Here is a 19,534-nt window from a genome sequence, read left to right as displayed (position 1 = left end):
AAAGCTATCAGTATCAAGGATATTCTTATTAATAACCAATGCTCTATGGGATTAATTACAGCAAAAGAACTTGCCAAAGCGATAAAATTAGACAAATTAGGATTTGTAGGTACTTCTGTGGGATGGGGGCTTTTGCACTTATTACGTATGGCACCTTTGAACAAGATTTACGATCGGAATAAGCATCTGCAGGGAGTAGAATTCTTGGAAGCTCTTCTGAAGGAATTCAAAGTGCATTATGAGATTCCAGAAGAAGATTTGAGAAAAATCCCCAAGGAGGGAGCTTTTATTACTATTTCCAATCATCCTTTAGGAGGCTTAGATGGTATCTTATTATTGAAACTTCTTATAGAGCAACGGCCTGATTATAAGATAATGGCAAATTTTCTTCTCTCACGGATAGCACCTCTTTCACCTTATATCCTTCAGGTGAATCCTTTTGAGCATCATAAGGAAGCCCTCTCAAGTGTAGCAGGATTCAAGCAAGCAATAAACCACCTTAGAGAAGGAATGCCTTTAGGTATATTTCCTGCAGGAGAAGTCTCTACTCAGCTCAGTGGAGGAATTTATGTAGATAAAACGTGGGATAAATCCGCTATCAAACTGATAAAAAAAGCGAATGTTCCTATCATTCCAATCTATTTTCACGCTAAGAATAGTTCTCTATTCTATCAATTAGCTAAGCAAAGTGATACTTTACGTACGGCAAAGCTTCCTTCTGAGTTACTTTCACAAAGGAATAAGACCATTCGGATACGAGTGGGTCGACCTATAATGCCTAAAACACAAGATGAAATAGAAGATTTGTATGAATTTTCTAATTTTCTACGAAGAAAAACCTATTTGCTCTCTAATACCTATGAACAGAAGAAGCATTTTAAGCCTTTTGCTTCAATGATAAGGGCAACCAAGATAACTAACAAAGATCCTCAAGAAATAGCACCTCCTATAGCATCAGAACTTTTAGAGAAAGAAGTAGAGGTGTTACGTGCTAAGAAAACGACTCGCCTGCTCCAGCATAAGGAATATGAAATATTCTTAGCAAAGGCAGAGGATATTCCTAATATTCTTCATGAAATAGGAAGGCTTCGTGAGCTTACTTTTAGGGAAGTAGGAGAGGGAACTAATCTTTCAATAGATTTAGATGAGTATGATACCTATTATCGTCATCTTTTCCTTTGGGAGAGTGATACCAAGCGTATTGTAGGAGCTTATCGAATGGGCTTGGGAAGTGATTTTTTTGACCTTTATGGTATTAATGGTTTCTATACCCATAGTCTTTTCCGTTTTGAGCCAGAACTCCATACTATGATGCGACAGACTATTGAGATGGGGAGGGCTTTTGTTGTGAGTGAATACCAGCAGAAACCAATGCCTCTGTTCCTTCTCTGGAAGGGAATTGCACTCACTACTTTACACTTTCCTGAGCATAAATATTTGCTAGGAGGGGTGAGCATATCCAATCAGTTTTCGGATTTCTCAAAATCTCTGATGATAGAGTTTATGAAATCCAATTATTATGACCCTTATATAGCGCAATATGTAAAACCTAAGAAAGAATATAAGGTGAAGCTCAAAGATGTAGATAAGGATTTTATTTTTGATGAAACTCAATCAGATCTCAATAAATTTGATAAAATTATTGATGAACTGGAACCAGGTAATTTACGCTTACCAGTATTGATTAAGAAGTATATCAAGCAGAATGCAAAAGTAATAGCGTTCAATGTAGATCCTCTCTTTAATAATGCTGTGGATGGACTTATGTATATCCGAATAGATGACTTGCCCGAAAGTACCATAAAACCAGCAATTGAGGAATTTCAATCTCAACTGGAACGGGGAGAGTTATAGGATACTAAGATGAAAACTAAGATATAGAATAAAGAGTCGCTCCTGAAAGGAGCGACTTCTTATTTTAAAAAGAGTGAGAACAAAAAAATATGAACTTGAAAATTAGAAAGATAGAGTAATTCCAACTATACCATTGGCTTCAGCGGCAGGGAAGTATAAAGGTTTATTTTTGTATCTTCCGTGAGCCACATATTTCTTATTCAATAGGTTATTTCCTACTACAGTAAATAATATTGACTTACATACTTTCTTAGGTAACAGTTCATAAGAGAGCTGGAGAGAATGTACTAAGAAACTTTCCAACTTAGCATTATCCTGATTCTCGTTGGTGAGGTATCGTTCCCCTATATATTTAGAAACAAGACTTATTTGGAAATGTTCAATAGGTATGAAGGTAAGTGTATTACCTGCTACCCAGCTTGGAGAGAAGGAAATTTCGGTATTTCCTAAGTTCAAAAATTGGTTGGGGTGGTTAGGATCACTGATCTTGTAGTCAATATTTTTATTTTGGCTATAAGATACATTGGGTCTCCATTGCCATTGAGAGCTGAGTAGTATCTGGGCATCAACTTCTATACCTGCACGGTAGCTTTCCCCACTATTGCGACGTATAGGATAACCCGTTTTATTAAGATTTCCTGTGAGTACTAACTGATCTTTATAAAGCATATAGTATAGGTTAGCATTGAGTTTTACTTTTTCAGTGTTGTATCGCCATCCTAATTCAAAGTCATTGAGGCTCTCCGCTTTAGGAAATTCTGCTCCATTATTTTTGTTTTCTCCATAATTTTTATAATCATTTCGATTAGGCTCCTTAGTTACGTGAGCAAACGAGAAATAGAAAGTATTGTTAGGATTCAAGTAGTAGTTCATTCCTGCTTTAGGATTTAGCATAGGTTCTATTTCGTTAAAATCTACTTCTTTTAGGTAAGATTTGAAATGAGCATATCTATATTGGATATCTCCAAAAAGGCTTAATTTGGGAACTACCTGCCAGGTGAGTTTAACAAATGCAGATCCTTCTTTTTTGTTTCCATAAACAGGAGTACTACTTTGTTTATAAGTTGTTCCTGCATTTTGAGCCCAGAGGGTTTCATTATAGTGATTTCCTTCATACACATTGGCTGCACCTCCTAATATAAAATCAACAGTGTTTTTATGATAATTAATAGAAAATACACTACCATAAAAATCATTGTCTAACTGATAGCGAATTACAAAATTTCCTCTTGTATCTCCCCAATTATCCATTTGTTCCCAGTAGCCACGTCCTTTAGTATAGTGGAAGGAGAGAGTACTATGCCAATAAGGATTCCATTTTTCAGTCCAGTGTAGCTGTGCGTGGTCTTGTTGGTAGTTATTAGTCTCATTCTCATAGAAGCGTGTTTGTCCATTATCAGTATATTTTCCAGCGGGATTGTATCTTCTATCTTTTTCCAATTGTTCAGCAGTAATTCCTTTGTAAGTGAGATAACTTTTTGTTTTACCGCCAAATATAAGCCCTTTTATCAAAGTATGTTCATCACTATAAGCTCCTTGTAAGAAATAGGATTTGAGATCTGAAAAAGCACGGTCTATATAGCCATTAGTATTGATCTTAGAAAAATTTCCTTTTACTTCAAATCGCTCATTGAGTTTTCCTGTAGAAAGTTTTATAGAGTGCTTATGTGTATTGTAGGAACCGAAATAATTGGCAATTTCAGCATAGGGATTTTCTGATATAGCATCGGTCATCACATTCAAACTTGCTCCAAAAGCTGCAGCTCCATTGGTAGAAGTACCTGCTCCACGTTGTACTTGGATACTTTCAGCTGAAGCGGCAAAGTCGGATAAATTAGAAAAGAAAGCTCCTTGTGATTCGGAGTCATTGTAAGGGATTCCATTAATAGTTACATTGGTACGGTAAGTATCGTTCCCGCGGATATACAAGTAGGAGTCTCCATAACCAATTCCATCTTCCGAGTAGGAGACTACGTTGGGTAGATGATTTAAGAGCATAGGAAGTTGTTGTCCGGCATTTTTCTTTTGGATTTCTTTTTTGGAGACATTCGAGAATGCTACAGGAGTGTTCTCTTTTGCACGGATTGCTTCGATGACAATAGCATCTAAGCGGATTGGGTTCTCAGGAAGAGAATCCTTGCTTGCGGATACATTTTGGGCAATAGAAGAAATTGAAAATGCCAATGTTCCACATAACAAAACATTTTTCATTGTAAAATAAATTTTTACAAATAAAAGAGGTCGTTATTTGTTAGTTACGAAAAAGGCTTATTCTTGCTACCCAGATGCAAAAATAAGCCCTATAAATATAGTAATTAGACTTTATTTTTCCTTTGACTGCATTACCAGCCCAAGTTCGATGGGTATAATCTCAGCTTTTTACAGCACCCCTTTGAGATGGTGCAAAATTACGATTTCTTTTGAAATAAAAAAAGAAATTAAGAATAATTTTAGAATTTTAAATAAAAATTTTTGGTAAGTTCTTGATATTCTTCAGTATATTGATGGCGCTCTTTTTCTACAATAAGTAGTTTTGTGAGAATTTGTGTTACTTGTTGGCGGGAAAGTAACAGAAAACTCCTCTTGATAGGGGAGGAGGATGTTCCTTTCAAATAGAGTTTCTTATAAGGATATAAGGAAAAATGTAGAGCTTCTTGAAGAAAAGAGGCTTCTTCTTTATAAGGAATTACTACGGAAAAAGTCCCTTGAGGAGAGAGAAGCCGACTTACACAGCTTAAGAGCTGAGCAAAAGGAAGAGAATCGTTCGCACGAGCTAATGAACGTTTTTGATTAGGAGAGTGTGTATCCTCGGAGAAGAAAGGAGGATTGGAGAGAATTAAGTCATAATTATTAGTAGAAGAGGGTGAAAAATTCCTAATATCCATCTGGAAAACACTGATTCGTTCTTTCCAAGGAGAGAGGGTAATGTTTTGCTTACATTCTTCTGCGGTCTCAGGGTCTATTTCTATAGAATGGATAGAAGCTGTTGGGAATCTCTGAGCCATCATCAGGGATAGAATTCCTGTTCCAGCCCCTATATCAAGGATTCTTTGTGGTTCATAGGCAGGAGTCCAGGCTCCTAAAATTACACTGTCAGTCCCTACTTTCATAGAAGACACCTCCTGAATGATAGAAAATTCTTTAAAATGGAACATTTTTTACCATTTTTCTATTTAAAAGCCTTTTTTATACGATCCAATTGGCGTTTGTTGTCTCTATCTTTGATTGTTTCACGTTTATCGTGCATTTTTTTACCTCTAGCAAGAGCAATTTCTATTTTTGCTAGTCCATTTTCCTGAATAAAAACGCGTAAGGGGACAATGGTAAGCCCTGTATTCTTTACTTCCTTATGGAGCTTTCGGAGTTCTTTTTTCTTTAATAAAAGTTTTCGTTCACTCTTAGGCTTATGGTTGTAATAAGTTCCCCAAGCATACTCTTCAATGGTCATATTGATAACAAAAAGTTCTCCTTTTTCGGAAAATTCACAGAAGCTTTCAGCAATGGAGGCTTTTCCAAGCCGTATAGACTTGATTTCAGTACCTTTTAGGACAATTCCAGCAGTATATTTGTCCAGAATCTCATACTCGAAGCGAGCACGTTTATTCTGTATATTGATATTATTTTGTTTGTTTTGCATAGCTAAAGGGAATAAAATTTTAGTTTTTATATACAGGCGCAAAGATACGTTATTTTTATGTAAAAAAGGTTTTTATGTGAATTAAAAATTGTACTTTTGCACCTTATAAGAATATTTAAGAAGAAAATAGCTATGGCAAGAGTACTTACAGGAATACAGAGTACGGGCACTCCTCACTTAGGAAATATATTAGGGGCAATCTTACCAGCATTAGAAATGGCAAAAAAGGCAGAAAATGATTCTTTTCTGTTCATAGCAGATTTGCATTCACTGACTCAGATAAAAGATGGCACTGTGTTGAAAAAAAACACCTATGAAGTAGCCGCTACGTGGCTTGCTTTTGGGTTAGATTATGAACGAGTAACTTTTTATAGACAAAGTGATGTACCAGAAACTGCTGAACTAGCGTGGTACTTGGCTTGCTTCTTTCCATATCAGCGGCTGATGCTAGCCCATTCTTTTAAGGATAAAGCAGATAGACTTAGTGATGTGAATACAGGGCTCTTCACCTATCCTATGCTAATGGCAGCAGATATCCTTCTATATGATGCTCAAGTAGTCCCAGTAGGCAAAGACCAGTTACAGCATTTGGAATTTACTCGAGATGTAGCTTCTCGTTTTAATTATCAGATGGGAGAAACCTTTGTACTTCCTAAAGAAAGTATTAATGAGCAGATTATGATTATTCCTGGAACAGATGGTGAAAAAATGAGTAAATCACGGAATAATTACATTAATATCTTCTTGCCAGCTAAGGAGTTAAAGAAACAAATAATGTCTATTCCTACAGATAGTACACCCTTGGAGGCTCCTAAGAATCCAGATACTTGTAATGTATTTCGTCTTTATAAACTTCTGGCATCACCAGAACAGACTAGAGAGATGGAGCAAAACTATCGAGGAGGAAATTATGGCTTTGGTCACGCAAAGACAGCACTTTATGAGCTTATTTTAGAGAAATTTGCTATTCCTAGGGAACGATTTTCTTATTATATGGATCATCAAGAAGAATTAGATGAAATTTTGAAAAAAGGAGCATTAAAGGCTTCCTTAGTAGCTAAACAAACTTTAGAACGAGTACGAGAAAAATTAGGTTATCTAAGATAAAAACAAAAACAAATGAAAAAAATCCTATATTTATTACTGGCAAGTGTAATAAGCATCTCTCTTTGGGCACAACCGAAACAACATCACAGTTATACTGTTAAGGATGGAGACACATTGGAGGGAATAGCCAAAGTATTCCGAGTATCTCCCAATGATATAAAAACCTTAAATCCCTCCTTAGAGAAAGGATTGCAAAAAGGAATGTTATTGGTGATTCCAGGAAATGAAGTGGCTTATTTCAGTAAGAAACAGCCTACAGGTTTTGAGCAACACATTGTTAAGGAAAAAGAAACCTTATACGGACTGGCTCAAAAGTATGGAATCTCCCAAGATGACCTACGCCGTTATAATATCATTCTTTATAAAAAGGAACTCTCAAAAGGGCAAGAACTTACAATTCCTCTCTATAGGGAAACTCCTAAAGATATTGTAAAAGGAAAAGAAGGGCTTACAAAGTATGTAGTTAAACCAGGTGAGGGCATATGGCGTATTGCTCAGAACTATGGTATTACCCAAGAAGCTTTAGAAAAATTGAATCCGAATATACCTAATCCACTAAAAGAAGGAATGGAAATATGGGTGCCTGTAGGAAAAACAGGAACCCCAGAGGCAAATAGTAGTAAGGATTTGGTACTCTATCAGGTAGAGAGAGGTGAAGGTTTTATGAGCTTAGAACGCAAGTTCGGACTTTCACAGAAAGAATTGGAAAAACTGAATCCAGAACTTAAGGATGGCATTAAGCTAGAGTCACAAATATGGATTCCTAAAAATAATTTTATGGATTATGTAGCTACTTTGGCTGCAGTAACTCAAACAGGGCTTGCTAATGCAGTAGATGCAAATCCTAAAGTAAAAGCAGATATGCATCCAGTAAACAGTAAAACGCTTTCTTATGTGTTACCTTTTCGTGTAAATACACTTAAATCAGGAAATATTGTAGATATTAAGACCAAACTACAGAAAGAAAAAATTACTGCCATTGCAGCTGATTTCTATTCAGGAGCACTTATCGCTTTAGATTCCTTGCAAAAAATGGGTTTTTCTCTTACAGTAAATGTATATGATAGTAATGGAAGTGTACAAGGTGTAAAGGCTATTTCTTCTAGTGAGGGATTGAAAAATTCTCAGGTGATTATAGGACCCTTTTCTCCTTCAGCTTTTAATGCTCTTTCGGAAGTAATTTCTTCTGATAATACAGCTCTATTGGCTCCTCTTTCAAATAAAAATATAGAACTGCGACCCAATGTATTCCAGACAGTTCCCACGGGTGATATACAACAACAAACGATGATTCGTTTTATTAATCAGAAATACCCTGATGCTAATATAGTACTGCTTTCTGATACTAAGAGCAAGGATTTAAATGAAAAATTGCTTTCTTCTTTTTCACAAGCTAAGAGTGTAGATAATATACAAGGAATTCAAAAGGCACTCGTGAAAGAAGCAACTAATATAGTTTTTGTCTCTTCCGATGATGTTGTATTCCTTTCTGATGCTATTCGTATTTTATATAATGTAGCAGGAATATCAGGAAGGAACAGAAACTATAATATTATTATGGCAACCCTAGAAAAAGGAGATGCTTATGACCACAATAGTATCTCTAATACACAGCTGTCGGCTCTAAAATTTACTTATCCTGCAGCCAATAGATATGCTGGAGAGAGTAATTCTTTTATCAAGAAATATTACAAGACTTATAAGACTTCTCCTACAAAGTATGCCTTCCGAGGTTTTGACCTAACAATGGATGCTGTATTACGAACTAGCTTAGAAGGAAATTTTCTTAAGGAAGCTAACTTAGGGGAGACTTCTTACCAAGAGAATAAGTTTCAATATATAAAAATCTCTCATAAAGGAGGTGGTTATGAGAACCAAGGGGTATATATTCTTAGGTATGAAGACTTAGAAGTAACTGAAATTTATTAAATTATAAATTAATAAATCATAAAAAAAGAATTTTAAAGAAAAAAATAGGAAAATATTTTTCTGATTTGAAAAAAAATATTACCTTTGCACCATTATACGTTTAATGAAATTTGATTATTAATTTAAAATCACATTTATGAGAAAGCAAATTTTAGCTTTAACAGCTTTAGTAGCCTTGAGTGCAAATGCTCAAGAATACAACAAATGGTCTATAGATGTAAATGGAGGTGTTAACAAACCTACCTATGGATTTGCGTCAGGATATACGACTGCAACACCAAACCTTTGGACAGCTAACGGAGGTGTTCGTTATATGTTCAATAACAAATTTGGTTTAAGATTAGGAGGAGGGTATGAAACTTTTAAAGAGAAAAAAGATACTCCTAAATTTGAATCAAATCTATGGAATGTGAACCTACAAGCAGTAGCTAATGTAGGACGTGTACTTTCATTTGAAGATTGGACTCGTGATTTAGGATTACTATTACACGGAGGTGTAGGAGTAGGGCAGCTTAGTGGAGATAATTTTAGTAAAGCAGATAACCTAGCTTTTATTACTTTAGGTCTTACTCCTCAAATACGTTTGAGCAACCGAGTTACTCTATTATTTGATGGTTCTGTATATTTCTATACAAAACAAAATAGAACTTTTGAAGGACTTTCTACTACTACTAAGAGAGGATTCCAAGGATCAAACTTTACAGGAACTGTAGGTCTACAAATTGCACTAGGACGTAACCTAGTACATGCTGACTGGTACAGTGATGGAGGAAAAGTTACTGATGGAAAACTTGAAGAACGTCTAGCAAAAGCAGAAAGTGATGTAGCTTCTTTAGCTAAGAGATTAGATGATAAAGAAGATAAGATGAATGATAGAAACGGAAACCGTATTCCTGATGAAGTGGAAAACTATCTTAATGAGAAATATGGTAACTTAGCTAATGCACAAAAACAAGATTACACTTCAGGTGATTCTGCTCGCGAACTTATCGAAAAAGGATATATCAATGTATACTTTGATTATAATTCTTCTGCTCCTCAGAAATCTTCTTTGTGGGCTGCTGATTTCGTAGCTAACTACCTAAAACAAAATTCAGGTGCTAATGTGAAAGTAGTAGGATATGCCGATGAGCTAGGTGGAGAAAATTACAACCAAAAACTTTCTGCTAAGAGAGCTGAAGTAATCAAACAATTACTAGTAGATAGAGGAGTAGATGCTTCTAAGCTTTCTTTTGAAGGAAAAGGAGAAGACAAGACTGTAAATGCAAAGGCTGCTAATGCACGTCAGTTAGCTCGTAGAGCAACTTTCGAATTAAAATAATTGTATATTATTTATAATTTTATTACAAAAACCGTCATTTTTTGGCGGTTTTTTTTTCTTCTTTTTTTCTTATATTTTAAAGAAAAGTAGTATATTTGCACTCATTTTGGAGTTGTTATTTTTGTATATTACTTATATCTTAATTTGTAGCCATAATGAGAAAACTCATTGAGCCTCCCTCACTTGTTTCTTCTATAAAAAACTCTTTACAAGCTTACTTGTGCAGAGATTTTTTCCTCTTTTATATTTCAAAAATAAGGTCTTTTTACCAGAAAATGGATAGGAAGTATGCACCCTTAAGAATCTGAATTTTATTTTACCTATAATAAATAAACTTATACCTTAATTTAAAAAGAATAAATACGTAAAATAAAATGAAAAATAAATATATAGATTTAATAGATCAGACTTATTATTTTCCTCAAGATGAATTTACTCTAGAAGGAGATGAGCTTCGTTTTCATAATATAGACCTAATGGAGCTAGTACGCCAGTATGGTGCTCCTTTGAAGTTTATGTATTTGCCAAGAATTTCAGAGAATATCCAGCGTGCTAAGCGTTGGTTTGAAAAGGCTATCAAGAAACATAAGTATCAGGGTGTATATAACTACTGCTATTGTACTAAGAGTTCTCACTTTAAGCACGTAATGGTAGAAGCTCTTAAGAATGATATTCATATGGAGACTTCTTCAGCTTTTGATATTAATATTATCAATAATTTGATTCAAGAAGGGCTTTTAAGTAAAGAGAATTATATTCTTTGTAATGGTTTTAAGCGTGATGGTTATATAGATGGTATCGCAGATCTTATCAATAAAGGATATGATCGTTGTATGCCTATTATTGATAATTATGAAGAAATTAATCTTTTTGATCAGAAAGTAAAGGGTTCCTATAATATAGGAATTCGGATAGCTTCGGAGGAGGATCCTCGTTCGGAATTCTATACAAGTCGCTTAGGAATTGGTTATAAGAATATTCTTCCTTTCTATAATAGGGAAATTAAAGATAATAAGAAAGTAACCCTTAAGCTATTACATTTCTTTATCAATACAGGAATTAAGGACAATGCTTATTATTGGAATGAGCTTCTTAAGTGTCTTAAGGTATATATTCAGCTTAAGAAAGTGGCTCCAGAACTGGATAGCTTGAATATAGGAGGAGGATTCCCTATCAAAACTTCATTGGCATTTGAGTATGACTATGCTTATATGGTGGATGAGATTATCCGCCAGATAAAAATTGCCTGTGATCAAGAGAAGGTACCTGTTCCTAATATTTTTACTGAATTTGGGAGCTTTACTGTAGGAGAAGCAGGAGGAGCTATCTATGAGATTATGTATCAGAAACAACAAAATGACCGAGAAAAATGGAATATGATTAATTCTTCTTTTATTACAACGCTTCCTGATACTTGGGCAATTAACAAACGTTTTGTATTACTTCCTATTAACCGTTGGAATGATGAGTACGAACGTGTATTACTAGGGGGGCTTACCTGTGACGGAGATGATTATTACAATAGCGAACAAAATATGAATGCCATCTATTTACCTAAGTATAATAAAAACAAACCTTTATATATAGGGTTCTTTAATACAGGGGCTTATCAAGATTCCATAGGAGGGGTAGGAGGGCTACAGCACTGCTTGATTCCACAGCCTAAAATTGTTCTTATAGATAAGGATAAGAATGGAGAAATCACTTCCCATTTATTTTTAGAACAACAAAAAGCAGAAGATATGCTTAAAATATTGGGTTATTAAGAATATTTAAATTTTATAAAAACAATAAATTGCATCTTAGGTGATTCTTTGATGTAATTTATTGTTTTTAAATATTTTGTCATATAAATTTTTAAATATATTTTAAAAATTACCAAGATTACTGTACATAAAAATTCCTATATCTTGACAAATTCTTTTCTTGTTATTTATAATACAACTTCCAAAATTACATTCTAGAAATTTTTTTCCTCCATATCTGCTGTAATTTCTAAAGTCTCTGAGAGTGAAAATAGAGTCTTTTGTGATGATTTTAATTGTATCTTGTGTCTTTAAATCTATTTCGTTGCTATTTATAATTATTCTATCTACATCAATTTTATAATTTATAAATGAAGTGTTCTTCGTATGATGGTGAATATGAAGTATTTGTGTTCCTTGGAAATCACTATCTTTTATTCTATCAGTAAAATCAAAATAGAAATCATCATATAGGAATTTTATGTCAGTCGTATTATAACACATTTGGTAATTTTTATTCATCTCTATCTCATTTTCTTTCTCTACATATAGCAGGAATGAACTAAAAATATAAGATAATAGCTATGATTGTAAGTATGATAATTTTTTTATTCGATGGTTGTAATTATTTTAAAAAGAGAATTTTTCATATAAGGAGCCTAATATTTTATATATCAGAACATTGAGCTACAAAATTTGTTAGAGAGGATTACTTTACTACCACAGTTTTGATGTTAGCAAATTCTAATACACCAAAGTGAGAAAGTTCGCGCCCATATCCTGAGTTTTTGATACCTCCAAAAGGTAAATGAGGGTCACTGATAAGCATTTCGTTAATATATACAGCGCCTTCCTCAAAGCGAGATACTTGTGATTTTATAAAATCTACATTTTGGGAGAAAATAGCTACTCCTAAGCCAAAATCAGATTGGTTGCTCAGGGTGATTGCTTCTTCAAAATCTTTGAAAGTAGTGATAACTGCTACAGGACCAAAGGTTTCCTCCCTAAAAACCCGCATAGTAGGAGTGACTCCAGTGAGGACGGTAGGCTCGTAAAAGGATTTTGTACGCTTACCTCCACATAGAAGGGTAGCTCCTTCAGCAAGGCTTTCTTGTACCATATCTTCTATTTCTATAGCTAAGTCTTCTCGTGCCATAGCTCCTATCTCAGTGCTGAGGTCGTATTTGTCGCCTTGTTTAAGAGCTTTTACCTTTTCGGTAAAGGCTTCTATAAAAGGCTGAGCTATGGATTCTTGAACTAAGATTCGCTTGCCTGCAATACAACTCTGCCCTGCATTCTGCATACGAGCATTAACAGCAGTATTCACTGCTTTTGTAAGGTCGGCATCTTTACAAACAATAAAAGCAGCACTTCCGCCTAATTCTAATACAGATTTTTTTAGGTGCTTGCCTGCACATTGTGCTACAGATCTTCCCGCAGGTTCGCTTCCAGTAAGGGTAACTCCTTTGATAGCTGGATGCGCAATAATGGATTCTATATGCTGGCTGGGCAAAGGTAGGTTTTTGTAGATAGGGAAACCTAAAGACTCATCAAAGAAGATTTCTTCTAATAATGTTGCTACGCTGGGAACATTGGAAGCGTGCTTTATTACCAGTACATTTCCCAATAGTAGGTTTGGGATAGCTACACGGAATACCTGCCAGAAGGGAAAGTTCCACGGCATTACTCCTAAGAGAACTCCTAAGGGTTCTAAAATTACATAACTTTCTGTCCAATTGCTTTGTAGAGATTGAGGTTGGAGAAAATTGTCAATATGAGATAAGTAATAATCGCAGAGACTAGCACATTTCTTTACTTCAGCAATAGATTGTGCTAATGGCTTATTCATATCAGTAGTAATAGCTTTAGCGTAGAGTTCAGTGTGGGTGAGGAGTTTTTCCTTTATATGAATGATGATTTCTTTGCGTGAAGCCAATGGGTACATTCTCCAAGTATGGTAAGCATTTTCCATTTCGCTTACTGATGTAAGAGCTTTTTCTATTGTAATAGACATTTTTTTAGTTGTTAGAAATTAATTATTAATGCCAATAATGCTAACGACCTGTAATGATTTAATAATTTATCATCGACGTTAATCATTATTGGCATTAAAAAAACAGTTATTTATTAGCCAAGATGAATTTATTTATTTGGTAATTCTTTGTATCCCATATTCCACAGAGCAAAAGATTGTTCATCAGCGTGTTGTTCAATCATTTTACTAACAGGAGTACCCGCTCCGTGTCCGGCATTGGTCTCTATACGGATAAGCACAGGAACATCTTTGCAAGCTTGTTTTTTCTGTAATTGAGCAGCAAACTTGAAGCTGTGGGCAGGTACCACACGGTCGTCGTGGTCAGCAGTAGATACCATAGTAGCTGGGTAGCAAGTACCTTCTTTTACATTGTGAACAGGAGAATATTTGTACAAATAATCAAACATTTCTTTGCTGTCATCGGAAGTCCCATAATCATAAGCCCAACCAGCACCAGCAGTAAATTTGTGGTAACGAAGCATATCCATTACACCCACATCAGGAAAGGCAACGCGCATAAGATCTGGACGCTGAGTCATTACGGCTCCTACCAATAGACCACCATTGGAAGCTCCTTTGATAGCTAATTTTTCAGAAGAAGTGTATTTTTCTTTGATAAGATATTCGGCAGCGGCAATGAAGTCATCAAAAACGTTTTGTTTTTGGAATTTAGTACCCGCATCGTGCCATTTTTTACCATATTCACCACCACCACGGATGTTAGCAGTAGCATATACACCACCATTATTCATCCATACGGCGATACTTACTCCGAAGTAAGGAGAAGTAATAGCATTGAATCCACCATAGCCATAAAGTAGGGTAGGGGCAGAACCATCAAGCTTAGTTGTTTTCTTATAAGTGATAGTCATAGGTACTTTAGTACCATCTTTAGAGGTATAGAACACCTGTTTGGATTCGTATTCATTAGAGTTAAAGTTGATAGCAGGTTTCCAATATTGCTCATAGTTTCCACTTTCTATATTTAACTTATAGATGCTTGTAGGAGTATAAGTATTGGTGAACCAGAAGTAAGTGTCCTTTTGGTTTTCCTTGGCAGAGAAGCCTCCTGCAACTCCTATAGAAGGGAGCTTAATATCACGGATAAACTTACCAGTAAAGTCATACTGCTTCACCTCAGTAAGGGCGGCTACAGTGTATTTGGCAAAGATATATCCTCCAGCGGTGATTACGTCTAGCACATTCTCATTTTCAGGAATAAGGTCTTTCCAATGTTCAGGAGTAGGGTTCTTAATATCAGTAACAACTACTTTTCCATTAGGAGCATTAAGGTTGGTATATAGATATAGCTTATCTCCTTTTGTATCAATTACATAGGTGTCAGATGAAAAGTCTCCAAGGATAGTTATTAAGGGAGCTTTCTCATTCTTTAAATCCTTAAGAAATAGTTTGTTACCAGAAGTAGCATCAGCTCCTGAGATTACTAAAAACCTTTGATCATCAGTTACATAACCATCTACATAACGATTTTTTTCCTCTGGAGTGCCACCGAATACAAGTATATCTTCTTTTTGGGAAGTGCCAAGCTTGTGATAATAGAGTTTGTTTTGATCTGTTTTTTCAGAGAGTTGGCTTCCTTGAGGTTTGTCATAAGAAGAATAATAGAAACCTTCATTACCACGCCAAGCACCTCCTCCAAATTTTACATCTACGATAGGATCACCTATAGGTTCTTTGGTTTTAGCATTAAGAACAATGGCTTTCTTCCAATCACTACCAGCTTCAGAGATAAGGTAACATACTAGGGAACCATCCTTAGAAAAATTGATACTAGCCAATGAAGTAGTACCATCGGCAGCAAAAGTATTAGGATCAAGGAATACTTCTTCTTTACCATCTTTATCTTTTCGGTAGAGAACACTTTGGTCTTGTAAGCCGTTATTTTTGTAATAATAGGTATAATCTCCTTCTACAAAAGGAGCTCCTGCCTTTTCGTAATTCCATAATTTGGAAAGTTGGTCTTTGATAGTATTTAAGTAAGGAATCGCCTTTAGGTAATCTGAAGTGAATTGACTTTGTTCTTTTACCCATTGAGCAGTTTCTGCACTTTTGTCATCTTCAAGCCATCGGTAGGGGTCAGCTACCTTTGTGCCGAAGTAATCATCTTCTACCACTTCTTCTTTGGTAGGAGGGTAGTTGAATTCGTTTTTCATAGAATCGGTGTCTTTGGGCTTGGGATTCTCTTGGCAAGCAGAAAGTGCTAGCAAGCAACCAAGCGGGATAAAAAAATGTCTCATAAGTAGTATAATTAATTTGTTAGCATATTAGTATAAAAAGAACTATTTCTCGTTAGGGAGTTTCTTATATCCCATATTCCATAGAGAGAAAGATTGCCAGTCCGCAATTTGGTCAATAATTTTGCTTACAGGAGTACCTGCTCCGTGTCCTGCATTGGTCTCAATACGAATAAGTACGGGGTTCTTACAGGCTTGTTTGCTTTGTAATTGGGCTGCAAACTTAAAGCTATGAGCAGGCACTACACGATCATCGTGATCTCCAGTAAAGACAAGAGTAGCAGGATAACAAGTACCATCTTTTACATTATGTACAGGAGAGTATTTGTACAAGTATTCAAACATCTCTTTACTGTCGTCAGAGGTACCATAATCATAAGCCCATCCAGCCCCTGAGGTAAATTTGTGATAACGAAGCATATCCATTACTCCTACATAAGGTAAGGCTACTCGCATCAGATCAGGGCGCTGGGTCATTACAGCTCCAATAAGTAAGCCTCCATTGGAACCTCCTTTGATAGCTAGTTTTTCCTTAGAAGTATAATGTTTATCTACTAGATATTCTGCCGCAGCAATAAAGTCATCGAACACATTCTGCTTTTGGAATTTCGTACCCGCATCGTGCCATTTAGTGCCATATTCTCCTCCGCCACGGATATTAGCTACCGCAAAGACACCTCCATTGTTCATCCATACAGCATAAGGAATTGAGAACCAAGGAGTATAACTGATATTGAACCCTCCATATCCATAGAGAGTAGCAGGAGCAGTTCCATCCAGTGGAGTCCCTTTTTTGTAGGTAATGATCATAGGAACTTTGGTTCCATCTTTGGAGGTATAGAATACTTGCTTGGATTCAAAGTCATTAGGATTAAAGTCTATTTTAGGAGCCCAGTAGAGTTCGGTTTTTCCTGTTTCTAAATGTAATTTATAGATACTTAGAGGAGTATAGTAATTCTCAAAAGTAAAATATGTTTCTGTATCCTTTTCCTCAGCACTCTCTACACTAGCTGTCCCTATAGAAGGAAGCTTGATTTCTCTAAGAAATTTTCCTTCAAAGTCATATTGTTTAATTTCGGAAATAGCGTCAATCATATACTGAGCAAAAATATAATTCCCAGCCACTACAGGGGTAAGTACATTTTCAGTTTCAGGAATAAGATCTTTCCAGTGTTCAGGTGTGGGATTCTTAATATCAGTAACAACTACTTTTCCATTAGGGGCATTAAGGTTGGTTTGTAAGTAGAGCTTATCTCCCTTGATAGAAAGAACAAAAGTATCAGAAGAATAGTCATTAAGGATAGTGATAAGAGGGCTATTAGGTTTTCTAAGGTCTTTGAGCCATAGTTTTCCTCCAGAAGTAGTTTCTTCTCCTCGGATAATCAAATAATTCTCGTCATTGGATACATAACCTCCCACATATCTATTTTTCTCTTCCGGAGTACCTCCAAAGATGAGCTTGTCTTCGCTTTGACGAGTGCCTATTTTATGGTAATAGAGTTTGTTTTGATCCGTTTTTTCAGAAAGTTCACTTCCTTTAGGTTTATCATAGCTACAATAGTAAAAACCTTCATTTTTGTACCAAAAACCTCCTGAATACTTAATATTGACAATGGTATCTCCTATCTGCTCTTTGGTTTTAGTGTCAAGAACAATTGCTTTTCGCCAGTCACTTCCTCCTTCAGAAATGAGATAACATACCATAGAACCATCTTTGGTAAAATTCACTCCTGCAAGAGAAGTAGTCCCATCGGAAGCAAATGTATTGGGGTCTAGAAAAACTTCCTCTTTACCCTCTTTGTTCTTTCGGTAGAGGACATCTTGGTCTTGTAAACCGTTATTTTTGTAATAATAAGTATCCTCTCCTATATCAAAAGGGGCTGTAAGTTGTTCGTGGTTCCAGAGCTTTTCTGCTTGTGCTTTTATTTGATTGCGATAAGGGATAGAATGAAGGTATCCAAAGGTAACTTCATTCTGAGCTTTTACCCAGCTCTCTGTTTCAGGACTTTGGTCATCTTCAAGCCAACGATAAGGATCGCTTACTTTCGTTCCAAAATAGTCATCTTCTACCACTTTCTGTTGCGTTTGTGGATAGGAGAGCTTTTCCCAAGCTTCTTGAGCTTCTTCTTTTTTAGGATTGTCCTGACAGGCAGAGAGGGCAAGCAGGCAACCTATAGGGATAAAAAAATGTCTCATAGATATAACCAAATTAGATGTTTTATGCACATTTTAGTACCAATACCTTGCCCAAAAGTTATTCTCAGAAAATTCTTTTATAGGCAAGAAGTAGTGTTAATAAAAGTAAAAAATATCATTTTACTTGATATAATGAGACAAACTTACGAATTTTTTCTGAAAACACCTAAAAAAAATGTGTTTTTTTAATGTTTTTCTTTATTCATTGCTAATCTTAGAAAAATAAATAAGAGCATAGTGAAGCCCCATAGCCCTGAACCTCCATAACTAAAGAAAGGGAGAGGGATTCCTACAGTAGGCATAATTCCTATAACCATACTGATATTGACAAAGAAATGTACAAAGAAGATAGAGGCTACACAATAGCCATAGATACGATAGAATTTGCTTTTTTGAATCTCTGCTAAGTACCATATCCTTAAGCAAAGAATTGCAAAAAGTAAGGTTACCAACGAGGTTCCGTAGAATCCCCATTCCTCTCCTAAAGTAGTAAATATATAATCAGTATGTTGTTCAGGAACAAAATTTCCTTTGGTAAGAGTTCCCTCAAGGAATCCTTTTCCAGAGAGACCTCCAGAGGAAATAGCTGATTCGGCTTGGAGAGTGTTATAGGCAACGGTTTGTCGAAGTGTTTGGCTATCAGTGATTTCGTTTTCTAATCTTAACCAAAGACTGAATCGGTCTCGGTGATGCTGTTTGAAGACTTTATAGAAGACAAAATTAGCAGAAAAAGCAGTAATAACACAAATAATAACCAGAAGAATCATATTCTTATAAGGAATATGTCCCTTACGTTTTTTTACCCAATATCCGAAAACAAGTGTTAGGAAAATAAAGGAAGTAATTGTATTTCCTATTCCGAACTTTAAAGTAGAGAGAAATACTCCAAGGAATAAAAGTAAGAGGAAAACAAAGGAAGTACTCATCCCTTCTCGTGTGAGGGCAAAGATAAAAGAACCATATACAAGAGTGCTACCAGGGTCTGGCTGTAGAATAATTAAAGCACAAGGAATTAGGATAATGAGCAGGGTGTAGAGTAAGTCTTTGAAATGCCGAATATCAGTTTGTAAATAACTCAGATGCTTTGCAAAAAGAATGGCAGTAGCTGTTTTGGCAAATTCCGCAGGCTGTAGAGTAATGGGACCTATTGCATACCAAGCCTTGGCACCATTGATTGTTTTCCCAAAGATAAGTACTCCCGCAAGAAGAAGCATAGCAATGAAGTAAAAAACTTCGGCTGAATTTTCATAAAAACGAGGTTCTATAGCTAAAATAAATAAGATAAAAATCAGACTGGTACTGATGAAAAACAGCTGCTTAGTAGCGTGCTGAGAGAAGTCTAATAGATGTGTTGTTTCAGGATTATAACCTGTCGCATAGATACACATCCAACCAATTCCTACTAAGGAAAAATATAATAGTACACAAATCCAGTCTAAGTGTTTCAGCATAGAG

Annotated in this window: 12 protein-coding genes; 5 read left to right on the top strand and 7 right to left on the bottom strand. The window is 35.6% G+C overall.

The features are described from left to right. Positions 1-45 precede the first annotated feature (45 nt). Complete coding sequence (locus RYK20_RS01110) at positions 46-1,854, top strand: lysophospholipid acyltransferase family protein (protein WP_314894102.1); 1,809 nt, start codon at positions 46-48, stop codon at positions 1,852-1,854. Between the two features lie 102 nt (positions 1,855-1,956). Here RYK20_RS01110 and RYK20_RS01105 read toward each other — a convergent pair whose 3' ends face one another. From RYK20_RS01105 to smpB, 3 genes are all read right to left on the bottom strand, one after another. Continuing rightward, positions 1,957-4,065 carry a TonB-dependent receptor gene (locus tag RYK20_RS01105; RefSeq protein WP_314894101.1) on the bottom strand — a complete coding sequence of 703 codons (2,109 nt, stop codon included), beginning with the start codon at positions 4,063-4,065 and terminating at the stop codon, positions 1,957-1,959. A gap of 239 nt (positions 4,066-4,304) precedes the next feature. Beyond that, positions 4,305-5,009 (bottom strand): methyltransferase, encoded by a 705-nt coding sequence (locus RYK20_RS01100; RefSeq protein ID WP_314894100.1) that lies wholly within the window; start codon positions 5,007-5,009, stop codon positions 4,305-4,307. Positions 5,010-5,023: 14 nt separating this feature from the next. Then, the gene (smpB, locus tag RYK20_RS01095; protein WP_297978807.1) at positions 5,024-5,491 is read right to left on the bottom strand and encodes an SsrA-binding protein SmpB; all 468 of its coding nucleotides are present in this window, start codon (positions 5,489-5,491) and stop codon (positions 5,024-5,026) included. Positions 5,492-5,623: 132 nt separating this feature from the next. On the opposite strand from smpB, the gene trpS reads away from it, so the two are divergent. From trpS to RYK20_RS01075, 4 genes are all read left to right on the top strand, one after another. Next, positions 5,624-6,598, top strand: a complete 975-nt coding sequence (gene trpS, locus RYK20_RS01090; RefSeq protein WP_314894099.1) for a tryptophan--tRNA ligase — start codon at positions 5,624-5,626, stop codon at positions 6,596-6,598. Between the two features lie 12 nt (positions 6,599-6,610). Then, positions 6,611-8,527, top strand: coding sequence for a LysM peptidoglycan-binding domain-containing protein (locus tag RYK20_RS01085; RefSeq protein ID WP_314894098.1), 1,917 nt, complete (start codon positions 6,611-6,613; stop codon positions 8,525-8,527). 136 nt (positions 8,528-8,663) lie between these two features. After that, a complete protein-coding gene (locus RYK20_RS01080) occupies positions 8,664-9,848 on the top strand; it encodes an OmpA family protein (protein ID WP_314894097.1) in 1,185 nt (394 codons plus the stop codon). A 374-nt stretch (positions 9,849-10,222) separates the two neighbouring features. Next, complete coding sequence (locus tag RYK20_RS01075) at positions 10,223-11,614, top strand: arginine decarboxylase (protein ID WP_297978331.1); 1,392 nt, start codon at positions 10,223-10,225, stop codon at positions 11,612-11,614. A gap of 688 nt (positions 11,615-12,302) precedes the next feature. Here RYK20_RS01075 and RYK20_RS01070 read toward each other — a convergent pair. The 4 genes from RYK20_RS01070 to rodA all read right to left on the bottom strand — a co-directional run bounded on the left by RYK20_RS01070 (position 12,303) and on the right by rodA (position 19,530). Next, complete coding sequence (locus RYK20_RS01070; protein WP_314894096.1) at positions 12,303-13,607, bottom strand: NAD-dependent succinate-semialdehyde dehydrogenase; 1,305 nt, start codon at positions 13,605-13,607, stop codon at positions 12,303-12,305. A gap of 128 nt (positions 13,608-13,735) precedes the next feature. After that, a complete protein-coding gene (locus RYK20_RS01065; RefSeq protein ID WP_314894095.1) occupies positions 13,736-15,886 on the bottom strand; it encodes a prolyl oligopeptidase family serine peptidase in 2,151 nt (716 codons plus the stop codon). Between the two features lie 42 nt (positions 15,887-15,928). Further along, entirely contained in the window at positions 15,929-18,079 is a 2,151-nt protein-coding gene (locus RYK20_RS01060) for a prolyl oligopeptidase family serine peptidase (RefSeq protein WP_314894094.1), read from the bottom strand. 185 nt (positions 18,080-18,264) lie between these two features. Then, complete coding sequence (gene rodA, locus RYK20_RS01055) at positions 18,265-19,530, bottom strand: rod shape-determining protein RodA (RefSeq protein ID WP_297978335.1); 1,266 nt, start codon at positions 19,528-19,530, stop codon at positions 18,265-18,267. Positions 19,531-19,534 lie beyond the last annotated feature (4 nt).

This window comes from uncultured Capnocytophaga sp. (assembly GCF_963525585.1).
Taxonomy (GTDB): Bacteria; Bacteroidota; Bacteroidia; order Flavobacteriales; family Flavobacteriaceae; genus Capnocytophaga.
This window is presented reverse-complemented; position numbering and strand designations above follow the sequence as displayed.